Source organism: Rhodohalobacter sp. 8-1, from assembly GCF_038150125.1.
Lineage (GTDB): Bacteria > Bacteroidota > Rhodothermia > Balneolales > Balneolaceae > SW132.
In genome coordinates this window covers 1-12693 of sequence record NZ_JBBVMF010000031.1, presented here as the reverse complement: position 1 = coordinate 12693, position 12693 = coordinate 1, and the positions used below count along the sequence as shown (strand labels likewise).

Annotated in this window: 13 protein-coding genes and 2 tRNA genes; 5 read left to right on the top strand and 10 right to left on the bottom strand. The window is 38.8% G+C overall.

The features are described from left to right. The first annotated feature begins 342 nt into the window (after positions 1-342). Positions 343-945, top strand: a complete 603-nt coding sequence (locus AABW11_RS19020; protein WP_340106923.1) for a hypothetical protein — start codon at positions 343-345, stop codon at positions 943-945. A 268-nt stretch (positions 946-1213) separates the two neighbouring features. Here AABW11_RS19020 and AABW11_RS19015 read toward each other — a convergent pair. The 3 genes from AABW11_RS19015 to AABW11_RS19005 all read right to left on the bottom strand — a co-directional run bounded on the left by AABW11_RS19015 (position 1214) and on the right by AABW11_RS19005 (position 1669). Further along, positions 1214-1288 (bottom strand) — tRNA-OTHER (locus AABW11_RS19015). Next, positions 1268-1510: a GIY-YIG nuclease family protein gene (locus AABW11_RS19010; protein WP_340106922.1), complete on the bottom strand. Its 243-nt coding sequence runs from the start codon at positions 1508-1510 to the stop codon at positions 1268-1270. The genes AABW11_RS19015 and AABW11_RS19010 overlap by 21 nt, the downstream gene beginning before the upstream one ends. Positions 1511-1595: 85 nt before the next feature. Then, positions 1596-1669: transfer RNA gene (locus AABW11_RS19005), tRNA-Pro, on the bottom strand. Between the two features lie 241 nt (positions 1670-1910). On the opposite strand from AABW11_RS19005, the gene AABW11_RS19000 reads away from it, so the two are divergent. Beyond that, the gene (locus tag AABW11_RS19000) at positions 1911-3035 is read left to right on the top strand and encodes a tyrosine-type recombinase/integrase (RefSeq protein WP_340106921.1); all 1125 of its coding nucleotides are present in this window, start codon (positions 1911-1913) and stop codon (positions 3033-3035) included. Positions 3036-3312: 277 nt separating this feature from the next. Here AABW11_RS19000 and AABW11_RS18995 read toward each other — a convergent pair whose 3' ends face one another. Then, positions 3313-3867: a GIY-YIG nuclease family protein gene (locus AABW11_RS18995; protein ID WP_340106920.1), complete on the bottom strand. Its 555-nt coding sequence runs from the start codon at positions 3865-3867 to the stop codon at positions 3313-3315. A 456-nt stretch (positions 3868-4323) separates the two neighbouring features. On the opposite strand from AABW11_RS18995, the gene AABW11_RS18990 reads away from it, so the two are divergent. The 3 genes from AABW11_RS18990 (at position 4324) to AABW11_RS18980 (ending at position 6256) form a co-directional block, all read left to right on the top strand. Next, complete coding sequence (locus tag AABW11_RS18990; RefSeq protein WP_340106919.1) at positions 4324-5106, top strand: RES family NAD+ phosphorylase; 783 nt, start codon at positions 4324-4326, stop codon at positions 5104-5106. Between the two features lie 110 nt (positions 5107-5216). After that, on the top strand, positions 5217-5843 hold the full coding sequence (locus tag AABW11_RS18985) for a hypothetical protein (RefSeq protein ID WP_340106918.1): 627 nt from the start codon (positions 5217-5219) through the stop codon (positions 5841-5843). A 101-nt stretch (positions 5844-5944) separates the two neighbouring features. After that, the gene (locus AABW11_RS18980) at positions 5945-6256 is read left to right on the top strand and encodes a hypothetical protein (protein WP_340106917.1); all 312 of its coding nucleotides are present in this window, start codon (positions 5945-5947) and stop codon (positions 6254-6256) included. A 182-nt stretch (positions 6257-6438) separates the two neighbouring features. On the opposite strand, the gene AABW11_RS18975 is transcribed toward AABW11_RS18980, so the two are convergent. The 6 genes from AABW11_RS18975 to AABW11_RS18950 form a co-directional block, all read right to left on the bottom strand. Further along, positions 6439-7140 carry an ATP-binding protein gene (locus AABW11_RS18975; protein WP_340106916.1) on the bottom strand — a complete coding sequence of 234 codons (702 nt, stop codon included), beginning with the start codon at positions 7138-7140 and terminating at the stop codon, positions 6439-6441. A 20-nt stretch (positions 7141-7160) separates the two neighbouring features. Then, positions 7161-7694 carry a siphovirus Gp157 family protein gene (locus AABW11_RS18970; RefSeq protein ID WP_340106915.1) on the bottom strand — a complete coding sequence of 178 codons (534 nt, stop codon included), beginning with the start codon at positions 7692-7694 and terminating at the stop codon, positions 7161-7163. Positions 7695-7947: 253 nt separating this feature from the next. Then, entirely contained in the window at positions 7948-8691 is a 744-nt protein-coding gene (locus tag AABW11_RS18965) for a DUF932 domain-containing protein (RefSeq protein WP_340106914.1), read from the bottom strand. 613 nt (positions 8692-9304) lie between these two features. After that, positions 9305-10225 carry a BT4734/BF3469 family protein gene (locus AABW11_RS18960; protein WP_340106913.1) on the bottom strand — a complete coding sequence of 307 codons (921 nt, stop codon included), beginning with the start codon at positions 10223-10225 and terminating at the stop codon, positions 9305-9307. 212 nt (positions 10226-10437) lie between these two features. Continuing rightward, a complete protein-coding gene (locus AABW11_RS18955) occupies positions 10438-11592 on the bottom strand; it encodes an AAA family ATPase (protein WP_340106912.1) in 1155 nt (384 codons plus the stop codon). Continuing rightward, positions 11592-11888 carry a hypothetical protein gene (locus AABW11_RS18950; RefSeq protein ID WP_340106911.1) on the bottom strand — a complete coding sequence of 99 codons (297 nt, stop codon included), beginning with the start codon at positions 11886-11888 and terminating at the stop codon, positions 11592-11594. Before AABW11_RS18950 ends, AABW11_RS18955 begins: the two co-directional genes overlap by 1 nt. Between the last annotated feature and the right edge of the window lie 805 nt (positions 11889-12693).

Below are 12693 nucleotides of genomic sequence, written 5' to 3'. Positions count from 1 at the left end.
CTATCCAGAATTATACAGCGACACATATTATCCTCTCTTTTCCACACGCATCTACAAACTGAACCCTGAACCATAATTACTGATTAAGAGGAACCAAATAGGAGCATTCTTTTCGTTGCCATCGTGTCGCTTACGCATTCAAAAATGAGGACATCTCCAGCATTTAACAATGGGGGAAAAGCAGGGGTTATTGCTAAACTATTATTTCCACAGGCAGATCTTTCTAAAATTATAATCAACATCAGTGTCATGTTAATTCTCATTTGTCGAATAAAGATATGACCGTACACCTGGTTGAATATTTGATTCGGGACACTCATTATGCTCTAATACAAACTCACTATGAATATTTTAAAAGGGACCATGTTTGGTAATAAGCCTAAGAAAGCCACAAAAGAGTGGATTGTTGAATCGTTCAAAACGAATCTTGAGGACTATTTTACAAGACAGATATCTATACGGGAGTGCCTGTTCAAAACCGGAACATTAACTGCGGACCTGATCGCTTATCATAATACTGATGTAAATATCTCAAAAAATATTTATAACTCAATAACCTTGATGGCTACCAATTACTACACGTTTTTATATTCAGTAGATATACATTTATCATTCTATACACTGAATCAGCAGAACGTCTACAATCAGGTTGTTGAATTGATGGACGTAATTATTGATAAATACGGAGTTAAAAATCTGGACGGCTCACCTGACAGTATTTATGGTACTGCGTATAATCCCTGTGTTTATACAAAGGGATTGGTTGATGTGTTTTTCAGTGACGGCTATGAAGGGTGCCGCAAATACCTGGCATCTGCTATTGCCGATGAGCTTAAATCCAATGATCCAGCCCATTCCGTAAGGCTTGATGAGATTGAAACGATCAACCGCGAATTACCTGACCGTAAGTTTTTCGCACCGCATGAAGGCAATGATTTTTTGTAGCTTAGCAAGACAGACATGCTAATGGTGGGATACCTTTCTATAACAAAAAAAGCCTCCACACAGATAAGTTGCTATGGGAAAGCCTTTCTTAAGTCGGGACGACAGGATTTTCCCGACGTAAAACCCTTGGTTGATCCGCAGAGCACTTCTTCGCAATATCAGCGACTCAATTGCGGTTGATTCCCCAGCCATCAGCGGAACTAGAATTTTCGCAGATTAAAATAAAAAACCCTTTACCAACATTGCCATTGATAAAGGGTTTTTTTAGTCGGGAAGACAGGATTTGAACCTGCGACCCTCCCGACATGCCTGTCGGGATGCTCTACCGAACTGAGCCATTCCGTCTAAGCCAATTTAATGCCCGTTTGGGATTCTTCATTCTCTTTAGCTTGTTTTCCAGCTTCATCGCCTCTCCTTTTGACTCAGCTTCCACATACCCTGCCAACTTCCATGGCCCCTTGCCACGGGTATATTTATTTTGGGTTGAATTGTGGCTTTCAAGCCGCTCATTCAAATTAGACGTATGCCCATAATAATACCTTCCTGTGGATTCCGACTTAATCATGTAGGCATAGTAAGTCATTTACCCTCCGTTATTTTGCTATAACAAAAAGGGGATGCTTGCTTTCGCAAACATCCCCTTTTTTTCGTCGGGACGACAGGATTTGAACCTGCGACCCCTCGACCCCCAGCCGAGTGCTCTACCGAACTGAGCCACGTCCCGATGTAATAAAATTAATATGTTGTTCGGGACGAGTACGCTCGAAGCGTACCGACCCCTCGAACCCTCACGCGAATCGCGTGACTCTACCGAACTGAGTCACGTCCCGATTTTGGTAGACAAGAAAATTAGGGGTAAATCAAACGAAATACAACGGAAAGTTAGTCTTGTTTTGATTGGTCTTTTCCAACTATCTGTGTAGTAATTCCGAAATAGTAGTGACTACTATACTATTACTATACAGATGGCATCACTTATTAAGCAGAAAAACTGGTACTACGCGCAGTTCTACAGCACAAATCGCAGACCCAAACAAAAAAGAGTTCGACTGAGGACCAGAACTAAAACAACCGCAGTAAAATTACTCCGAAAACTGGAAGATCAGTACGCATTGGGTGAGTACAATCCCTGGGCAGATGATGTGGTTCAGCCCGATGATAGCGAGCTCACGTCAGAATCTCCTCTAAAGGAAGTGGTGGCTGAGTTTATTAATGTAAAGACTAAAAAGGACTGGAGAGCAAATACAGCAACAACTTCTGAATATGTTCTGAATGATTTCGTGTCCAACGTAGGAAGTCAACTTCCGGCAGAGGCGATTAAGGAGGATGATTTCAACACATTTATTAATAAAAGCGACATTAAGTATGAAACCCGAAAATCATACAGGAAGACATTAAGAACCCTGTTACTGTGGATGAATGAAATGGGGTTATCAAAGCTTAGTTCAAAGAAGCTGCATGTTGATAACGATTCTCTGGAACAGTCTGAATCGATTAACTACTATACTCCCGACGATATTCAAAAATTGACATGCTATATCAGGGATAAAGTGACCAAGGATTTGAAAAAGGGTTATCAAAAAGAACACCGCAATGCACTTTGGCTGATTGACTTTATACACTGGCAAAGATTAAGTGGAATGAGACTATCGGAGTCGTTAAATCTTCGCGCCGGGGACATTAATACTGATACCTGGGAAATAACCATCGGTAATGCTCATTTTGTTACTAAAAGTAAAAAAAAGCAGATCTTACCGATCGAAAGTGTAGAGCCTCTGAAAAAGATCGCTATAAAATTGCTGGAGGAGAGCTTCTCAAGAGATGATCGGCTATTTGGTCACTCATGCAGAAGGCATACTCACCGCATGTTCAAAAAGTATCTAAGAAAGGCCCTGCCTAATAAGCAATACTTAAATATCCACAGCCTCCGCCACACCTGCTGTATTGAGCTTTTACGCGCCGGAGTCCCAATTTATACTGTACAACGCTGGTTAAGACATTCTGATGTAAAAACCACACAGCGCTATGCGGATCTGTTGAATATGGATATCAGTGAGCAGATAGGTAGGGCATTCTCAGTGGGCAAGTGAGTAAATATTGCAAAAAGTTCTGTTACAATAATTTTCAGCAGCTATGGACGGAGAGTATTTTTCTCTGGAGATAGTTTTTGGATAATTACGTCACTACGTCACTGGAATGGAAAACCCACACCAAAACTTCCACATTTACGCGAGCCTGCCGGGCCTTAACGGTGTTGTTTACTCAGTTTGGTCATTAGAAAAAATGAAGTGATAGAGGCGTGATAAACTGGAGTTTTTTAACCTCAATCACAATAAAAAGGGGCCAAATCTGGTTGATATTAGTTTATTATGAAAACTTATTAACGATCTTATATTTTAATTTATCAGTTTCACAGGTCCTTATTAATTCTTTTTTGGCTATGTGATATGCACATTTGAATATCTCAGTTGATTCTTGTAAATGGTTGTCATGATTATATCGGACTGATTGAGCATATTTTTTTAAAGATGAGTTAATTTTATGTTCAATTCTCCCGGCATTTTTACTTTCTATTGCAAACTTTATCACCCAATCTGAATATCCAGCATATTCTGTTCTGTTTAATGACTCACTTCTAGTTTCAAATGACTTGGAATAACCAACTTTAATGATCCCGCCCCCAATGGATTCAGCAATATACACAATACCTTTTGAGTCATTTCTTTTTTGATAAGCTATATATGCTGTATTACATTGTACACAATGACCGCTTCGATTTCTTAACGTATGCCCTTTCTTCTGACATGGCGTGACATTAAAAGCAATTGATTTCTTTAACTCCTTCATTTTTGATCGATACTCTCTCTTTTTTAATCCCTTCGCATTAAGCACTTTTTCGAGAGGGATATTATGTTCTTTCAAAAACTTTAATTGTGATTTGGATAGGGAATTCTCCATCTGTGTTATAACAAGTTTAAATTCATGAGTACTGGAAGGCAAAACGTTCTTATGACTGACCGGCATGACTACTACAGTCGTAAAAGTATTCATAACCAGAGTTTACTGCAACTCAGGAAATTATGGATAAGGATAAAGAGTGGCCAAATCCGCGTTGGTACTTTTGTTATAGGGTGACGTATTGATGGTTCAAAAGTGTTGAATGTTCTTGGGTATGGATAGTACAATATATTAAGACACTTTACTTTTTGCCTGCGATCGTATTACAAATGTTCATAATTTCGTTCAATTACCAATATCAGACTGTATTAATAATGATCCATCCAAAAAATCCAACTATTTTCAACCTTCATTTGCTAAAAACAGCTGAATAAAATACTCTGATGTGGTTAGTTTTATATTTAAAAAAATAACAAGTCTATGTTTTCTAAATGGAATGCATTCCAAGCTTTTGAGAAAAGAATTTTAAATAAAAATCGTTTTATTTTTAATGAAGAAACCAAATTTTTTTTAGATGCTGTCCTTGAATCAGCAAAAGAGAGAGTAAGAGTGATTGATAAAAATACTAATTTTTGGAGGGCTCAGATTGGTCATGATTTTACCACAATCGGCGTTAGAAAAGAAGATCAATCTATTCAAATACCTTCCCCTTTTAGACCTGAAAGAATGACGCCACTAACAGCAAAAGCGTATGAAGGTAGAATTAACCCTAAAGGTATCCCGACTCTATACCTTAGCACTGATAGCAAAACTGCTATGGCAGAAGCCAGACCCTGGAAATTTTCATTAATCTCAGTGGGAATGTTTGCAATGGTTAATGATATTAAAGTCATAGATTGTTCAAAAGATCACGATAGACCAATATTTTACGTTAAACCACCACAGGATGCTCAAAATATTAAAAAAGCAGTCTGGTCGCATATTGACTCTGCATTTTCTAAACCTTTACAAAGAAGTGACAATGAAGCATATTATGCTCCAACTCAAATAATTTCTGAAATGTTTAAGGAAGAAGGATACGATGGTATCTATTATAAAAGTGGTTTAGAGAATGGGCATAACATCGCTCTTTTTGACCTTAAAAGTGCAGAAATGGTTCGGTGTAACTTATTTAGACTGGAAGACATTAATTACGAATTTGAGCTAATCGGAAATACATATTACGTTTCAAATGTTAAGGATTCGAATGACTCAGAAACTTGACTTTCATATTAACCAGATGCACTTAATCATCATAAACTATAATTTTCTTTGTCTTTCAGAATTTAAACTCTATCTGCATATATAACTTTATTAAATACATACATATATAAATGAAAAATAATAACTGCCTATCTTATTTTTTAAATAATGTTTATATATCAAAATTTATATTATTGTTTTTAACTTTTGTCTGTCACTCGCATTATTTATTTTCTCAAAATTTGGAAAATGAATTTGAAATTTATTACTCCGATGAATTTACAGGTGATATTAGAGCTATGACGCACATGGCAAATCTTAAATTAGAGTCTACAAATTCATCTAATTTGGAAAGTATAGATCTACAAATTTATTATGGTGTATTTACAGATATTGAGGACCCGAACTATGATTATATTTATAATTTAACCTTGCATATTAGACTCAACGGACTGAGAATAGAGTACGATTTACCAGATACCGGTCTTTTTGAAGAAAATGATTGCATTGAAAGTTTGCCTACATTTTATTTTTTGTTAGATGGGAAAAGATTTTCAAAAAAAGCTTGTTCATTCTTAATATCACATCGAAATTCTAACAACCATTATACATTGTATACAGTTGATCTTGATTATTCAGAGTTTAAAAACTTTTTCGCTGCAAATACTGTAAGAATGAGAGTTTATGATAATATAGCTTTATTTTCCAACGAAGTAGATGAAGAGATATCGAGAATAAATAGTATTTTAATTGAATAAACTGAATTATGTAATCACACACATGATGTAAAATATACAAGTTAGGATTATATTGCTTCCAGTGTAATAATAATTATATACATATAATTAAATATTATAATATGATGAAAAAAAATTATGCAATCATTCTATTTATCACTGAAAACAATTGTACTCAGGAAGAAGTAAATAAAGTTATCTCAACACTTGATCGAGACTTTAAATTCGAAAATCGAGGGGCTTCATATTCATCTGACAAACATCATAAAGGGACTTTATTAATTAAAACCTCTAATGGATATGACGCAAATACGGTGTTCGAAGGGACTAAAAAGCAGTTAGAAAAGGTTAAATTTTCTTCTAAGAAAAGATTTAATTGCCAGCTTACTATAGCGGGCTTCGATGTAGTTACTGATACAATTTTTATTGGGTAATATACTTTATAAACTATGTTTTAAATATAAAGGTGCTAAGTTCAAATAGGCGACATGTTTCTTACTATAAGTTTTCCGCGAAGTTGTATTATAAGCTATACTCACTGGCGGTGACGTAGTGAGAAAAAATTCGGAATTATCCTATATAAAAGAGAAGGGTGTTGCCCTCCTCTCTTTACTGCCTAAGCAGCCTGCCCTTTCTTTTCTGAAATATCACTTTCACTTAGCCACTCTCTAAACTGCGCACCTGTTTGCTCTGTAAGCTGAAAGATCTTATCAGAGAACATCTGAGTACGGTCTTTGGAAGCTTGCGCCTGATGAGCAATGTCCAGATCAAAGACTGTAGTAAACTCATACTCAACGCCATCTCGCATAATGGGCGCCATACCCACTTTTTTGGGTACTTGCTTTCCCTTATCGTTCTCTTGGAGAATGTACTCCATCTTGCTCCTCATGCAGACGATCACATGAATTTTAGAAAACAGGATAGCCCGGAGCAGGAGGTCATACTTTTTGTTGGCTTCTCCCCAGTTAGCAAAGGAATTGCCACCCCGCTTATCTAGATTGGTTTTATAATCCAGTATTCCATTCCAGAAATGTGACGCTGAGTCAATCACCAGTACATCATAATTATTGTTTAGAACGTACTTGGTTGGTTGAATCAGTTTATCAATCGTGTAGGGTGCTTCCACATTGGTTACATCAAAATCAAATTCCCCCGCATAAAGACTGGCGCTTTCATTTTCTGTATCAATGAGTGCTATTCTGCCATTCGCTGCTAATCCTCTGGCAAGCCGCAGGGCTGAGAAGGTTTTTCCGGCGCCAGAAGGGCCGGTAATAGCCAGCTTAATATGCGTACCGTGTTTTTGTGCTTTTTGAAACATATGACTCCTTAATTGGATTATTATTTAATTCTTAGATGGGTTCCCCGTGGGAGGATTTTTGCAAACCGCATGGCTTGTTCATCACCGCTGACAATAGCATCCCGCAAGGTATTCAGATCAGGGTCTCGATGGACCTGTACAAACTGCTCAGGCAGCCTTTCAACAGTGACATCCTCATGCAGCCTTATTGGAAGCTGCCCGCCGTTCCTGCATACTGAAATTGTGAAACGCGGTGATTCTATTTTTTCTTTGCCACGGCTCTCCAGGTATAGCTTAAGGCGATCTTTCAGGTTCTTCGCCTTTTTATTGTACGAAGATGATCTGTCAGCCAGTCTCTTAGCTTCTGTAGCGATCTCTTCAAACTTTTGAATGAGATAGCAGTAGGCATCAATTTTATCTTCCTCCTTGGCCTGATACTCATCAAGCCACTGATCAATCTCCTCAGTAATTTCTCCTTCGGATTCCATCAGAAGTGATTCAAGCGCATAGAAGTGCTCCCCGATCATAAACAGGGATTCTTTAGTATTCGACTTATTTGCAGTTATATGTGTCATAGTTATAAAATTAAGTTATTTCTGGTGCAATGGAGGAATACTTTTCCATTGGTTCTTTTGTCTTTTAATGGTTTGTAGAAATAAAAAAGGCCTCAATCTGAGGCCTTTTTATCGTTTGATGTTGTCGAGTATTACCCGGTAAATCTCTTTTAGAAGCTCTCCGGCGGCGTTTATGAGGTCATTCATTTTTTCCTCCCGCCCGTCACGATTACAATTATTATTTTTAGAATTACAGGGAATGGTAGTTTCATGGCTAATTCAGATAAAGTTCACTTGTTAGTTTGTGCAGCTTGCTATGCCGTTGAATTATCTGATGCACAGGTGAGCTTTTTAAAGCTTCTGTTGCACAGTTGTACCCTGACCAGAGCGTGTCAGGTATAAATTCTTCATATGAAGGTTTCCACAACTCTTTGTAAGCAGTGGTTGATTGTGTGGGGGATAATATTCCCTCGCCAGTGAGTATTCCTATGAATTCATATTTCTGCTTTTGAGACATGGCAATGCTCTGCATCCGCATCACATCTTCTCCAATTTTGGTGAATTGGTGCTGACTTTTGTAAATAGCCGTTACAATCTGATCATTTAGTTCGTCTTGCATGTCTTTGCCCTGGTGCTTTCGCATGATCTTGACGTCACCGGCAAACATAAGGTTATCACAGACGATGACTGTACTGCCCACAACCAACCCCGCCGACATTGTTTTGTCGTAACTGTTCCTGATTCCGATCGCGACTTTTATGTCCTCCTGTGAGACGTCATTGATCTTTCGAAACGTGATGACACCGAACATTTTTTGCCCGTCCGAACTGAGAGCATAACTATCACCATCGAAGCGATATCCTTTGAGAATATCTGAGGCAATACTTAAGGTATTTACGGCAAGGTCGTAATGATGAAGCGGAGTATAGGACTCCGTTTTTTCAGGTTCAGGTATAGCAAGTAACTGTTCAATGGAACAGTGTTGCGAACCGCACTGAGTTAAAAGTTGAGTATTCATGTATTATATGGGTTAAGTTTTAATGGCATGATTGCCATTATTCTTATACCCGATAATCCTGTAATTTTTGTCTTGAGGAGAGTTTAAGGCTAAAAAAGGCACAACAGGTGCGGTTTCACCCTTTACAAAGACCTTTTTGCTTCAGAGAGGTAACATTGTCGCTGGTAAGAATAGTTTGGTACGTAAAGAGGCGCTCCCAGAAGCCTCCCACCGTTCGCAATCCAGCGAGTAAGGGCCTAGGTTCCGACCTGAAGGGCTTGGGCGCTTCAAAGTGGGATTGTGGAGAAATAAAATTGGGTGAAAAAAAATACAGAAATCCGATTTCAGGTGAGGATGGGGGTATTTTGAGGAGAGTAGTTTAACCGGGCTTTACCGGGTCCCCTTAGTAGGGGGAAGCATTTCTGGGTCCCTTTCTTAAGAATGATGTTAATTCAATTTATTAATGCCCTCATTAGTGAAATGATTTTTTTTAAATGCTGGGTATGGGGCTTGGCCAGGTATTTAAAAAAATGCCGCCACTCTTTGCTGGGTTGATCTCCAGGCAGATGTGACGGCAGATATTCAACAGTTTCCGTTTTAGTATTTTTAATTATTAGCCAGTTTTTGGCCCCGTTTATCCTACAATATTCATCGTTCTGACGTCTACACCTTTTCCAAAATACTCCTTGTCTTTGTATGCTCCTGAAATGCAGTTGGTCGTTATTTTTGACAAACTGAGAATATTCTCATCAATGTATTTTTCAGCCTTCGTTCTGGGGACTCCTTTCCAATGGAGTATGGAGCAAAAATGAAATAATGAATTATGCATATCCCCTGGATGGGTAAAGGTGTATCCATGCTCTTTTTTAACCAGATTCATTGCAAATTCGAACACATCATTGGAGTGACTAACTGATACGGGCGCTTTAGGCTTTACTTTAGTGAGGTTTGGTAACCTGTCATAGATTCGAAAATCATCTGTAATGAAAGCGTTCGCGTCGTAGGTTAAAAAACGAGCATCGTTCGGGTTTTTACCCTTCGAATTGTCCAGTAAAACGCCTCGCTGCTTAAAGTCGTATTCCAGCTGTTGGAAGTACTCCTTCTGTCGTTCAGGATATTTGATTTTTACTAATGCCCAGACACCATTACCACTGGCGCTTAAAGCGCAAAAGGCGACGTAGACAATTTTTGAGATTTCTCGTCTAACAGCCTCGAAGTCGAATAGGTGAGGGTTATCCTTGAGGTCGATATCCAGAGCTACCCAGCCTGTTTTATGGGCCACATGTTTATCTTTTCTCCCGCCTTCACAGACGGCTCCTACAGTAATCAAAGGCAGGCTCCGTTTAAACTTGGTGTATCCTTTTTTATCGAGAGCTGCTCTAATTTCAGGGTAAGGTAACCCCTGTTGGATTTGGTTGCTGAATTCTGTTCGAAAGTAGTCGAATTTCTCTTTGTAGGTATCATCATCCATGCAAGCATCGAGCCATTCATATAGCTGTATGGTTTCAGGATCTGAATTATAATGTTCGAAATAGGATACTTCTTCATTAAACATATTGGCCCTCCTCCTGTACTGAGTCAGTTAACTGTGTTTGTACCGCCTTATATATAGGCGGTAACACAGTAACACAGTGGTGTGTTATTAACTCGGTTAACACAGTAACACAGTTGATAAAGTGCGTTTCCGTTGAATAGAGAGGGGTGGTGAACATTGCGATAGGTGTGTTACCCCTAATTAACACAGTGGACGTTAACACAGTGGTTATTTTACGCATTGAAGGCCTCCGGATGTATAGTGTAATAAGCTTTTGGGCTGCGATCTTTGCCGTGTTTTATGATGGCATTTTCACCCATGTAATAGGTAAAATAATCCCTTGCAATCGTGTTACCGATAGGTTGCAATTGGTCAGTAACAGTTAATTTAATCAGGGAGAGGACATCAGAATGTTTTGGCTTATCGCCTATTTTTGTTTTTATTTGCTGCAGGATTTTTGCGTGGGTTAATTCTCCTATATCAACTGGGGATTGTTTGCCCTTTGGCTCCTTGCTTTTAGGCATCCAACCATCATCAACCTCAGGTAGTCCGTCGTCTGTGATACGAAAGGCAAATGGGTCAAACTCTTTGTTCCGGCAATACTCAATTTCCACTTTCGACACGTCCTCACCTTTTTGTGGAGTCACAGATACGGTTGTTTCAGCTTTATTAATAAGCTCCGTGCCGATATGCCCTCTGGCGTTGAAATCTCCTTTATTCTGGTGGAGCACCGTAATAATGTGTATCTGGTTCTCTTCGGTCCATTTGAGGAGTTTATTTGCCATAAATGTGGCCTGTTCCTCATCGTTAATACTTGTAATGATGTCTCGCACTCCATCAATCACTAACAAACCCAGATCAGGCGTGGTCGCAATGATATCTTCAATAATTTGCACCCGTTCGTTTGTTGCAAATGTTCGAGCACCGTAAACGTCGAAATTTTCTAACTTGCTATTTCCCACAGGGTCGGTCAGTCGCGTCACCCGTTTTGCGACTTTCGCGACATGATATTCGCCTTGTTCTGTATCCACAAAAACCACCCTTTTTTTGCCTGGAGGGAGGCAGCCCTGCATCATGTGCATGTTTCCAAATAGCTTTGTTTTTTTGGCAAAACCAAGACACGCTGCCATTATGAGAGCCATTAAAAACGTTTTTCTGCTTTTCGCTTTGCCAATTACAAGCGAGAAGTTACCCAGGGTGCCAAATATCTCGTCACGCACCTTAAGCGCTGCTTCTGGTGGAGGCAATTCTTTTGTATAATCAACTTTGGCACGTTCTAAAAGAGATAACTCTCTTCCGATAATTGAAATATCTGAAAAGTCATCATTATCGGGGATTGTCAGTGGGGCTTTGGTGCTCGGAATAGATTTTGGTTTTTTAGTTATCATTATCCCCTCCCCATTTGAGTGATTATTTCACTTTCAAGGCGTTCCGTTGCTTCCTTTGCGGCATCTGAGATGATGTAATTGTGTACTTCTTTGAGCGTAATGTCCCTTTCTGGGAATTTATTTTGTATACCTTTATTAAAAAAAGAAATCATAATTTTTATAGAATTAATTTTTAAAAAAAAACTCCGCCTCTCATAAAACTGTCGAGGTTTTGAAGGCGGATTGTTTGTTTTCTGTTTTCTTTTTTCGTTCGAAGGCGTATTAGATACACCTTCTCCAGGTTGTCGGGAGGGCATAGTTAGCCCTGGTTGTCCAATGTCAAGAGGGCATATTAAGACCTACTGATCTGTTTTCAATCTTAGGAATATAAAGGTCGTTCGAAGACGTACCTCGCCCTAAAGTTGTCTGGGTCAAACACTCACTACAGAAAGGCAGTAGGAGGTTTGGTTGTCAAGAGTTGTCTGTTGTGTGAAGTACTATTGTAAGAAGTACCAAAGGTAAATTTATCGGACAGTTACCTAATTACATTAGCATTTATTTTGAGAAGCCCACATTTTCTAATCTTAAGCGGGTTACCATTCATAGCCTATACTTTAAAACTGATAATTCAGACCAGTATGGCAGCGAACAATTTTGTAGCTATAGAAATCAATTAAAAAGTTTAATGCTACACTTAGGCGTCGTCTCTTACAGGATGTTTGGTAACTTATATTGTTACATTAAGTCCCTAAAATTCTTGGAAGTATAAGCTCGGTGTAGAAATGTTTGGAAATTATCTAACTTCCTCACTGGATTAGAATCCACCACTTTCGGATATTGGGAATGAAATAAAAACCTAAACCAAGCTCACTACTATACCATTACTATACGGAAAGAAATAAGGACTTAAGAATAGGGTTTTCAAGGCTCTGAGAAGCGATAATAGGCCTTGGCACCCCTCGACCCCCAGCCGAGTGCTCTACCGAACTGAGCCACGTCCCGATTTTGGTAGACGAGAAAATTAGGGGTTAATCAAATGAAATACAATGGAAAGTTATTGAGAAGTTACCCCGTTATTTTAGGTGAATCCGATGCCTAATTGGTTGGGATCAAGCCCTTCGG

Coding starts and splice junctions, on each gene's coding strand:
- AABW11_RS19000 (WP_340106921.1), top strand. CDS start 1,911: ATGGCATCACTTATTAAGCAGAAAAACTGGTACTACGCGCAGTTCTAC.
- AABW11_RS19020 (WP_340106923.1), top strand. CDS start 343: ATGAATATTTTAAAAGGGACCATGTTTGGTAATAAGCCTAAGAAAGCC.
- AABW11_RS18965 (WP_340106914.1), bottom strand. CDS start 8,691: ATGAATACTCAACTTTTAACTCAGTGCGGTTCGCAACACTGTTCCATT.
- AABW11_RS18970 (WP_340106915.1), bottom strand. CDS start 7,694: ATGACACATATAACTGCAAATAAGTCGAATACTAAAGAATCCCTGTTT.
- AABW11_RS18955 (WP_340106912.1), bottom strand. CDS start 11,592: ATGATAACTAAAAAACCAAAATCTATTCCGAGCACCAAAGCCCCACTG.
- AABW11_RS18985 (WP_340106918.1), top strand. CDS start 5,217: ATGAAAAATAATAACTGCCTATCTTATTTTTTAAATAATGTTTATATA.
- AABW11_RS18980 (WP_340106917.1), top strand. CDS start 5,945: ATGATGAAAAAAAATTATGCAATCATTCTATTTATCACTGAAAACAAT.
- AABW11_RS18975 (WP_340106916.1), bottom strand. CDS start 7,140: ATGTTTCAAAAAGCACAAAAACACGGTACGCATATTAAGCTGGCTATT.
- AABW11_RS19010 (WP_340106922.1), bottom strand. CDS start 1,510: ATGATTAAGTCGGAATCCACAGGAAGGTATTATTATGGGCATACGTCT.
- AABW11_RS18950 (WP_340106911.1), bottom strand. CDS start 11,888: ATGCCCTCCCGACAACCTGGAGAAGGTGTATCTAATACGCCTTCGAAC.
- AABW11_RS18990 (WP_340106919.1), top strand. CDS start 4,324: ATGTTTTCTAAATGGAATGCATTCCAAGCTTTTGAGAAAAGAATTTTA.
- AABW11_RS18960 (WP_340106913.1), bottom strand. CDS start 10,225: ATGTTTAATGAAGAAGTATCCTATTTCGAACATTATAATTCAGATCCT.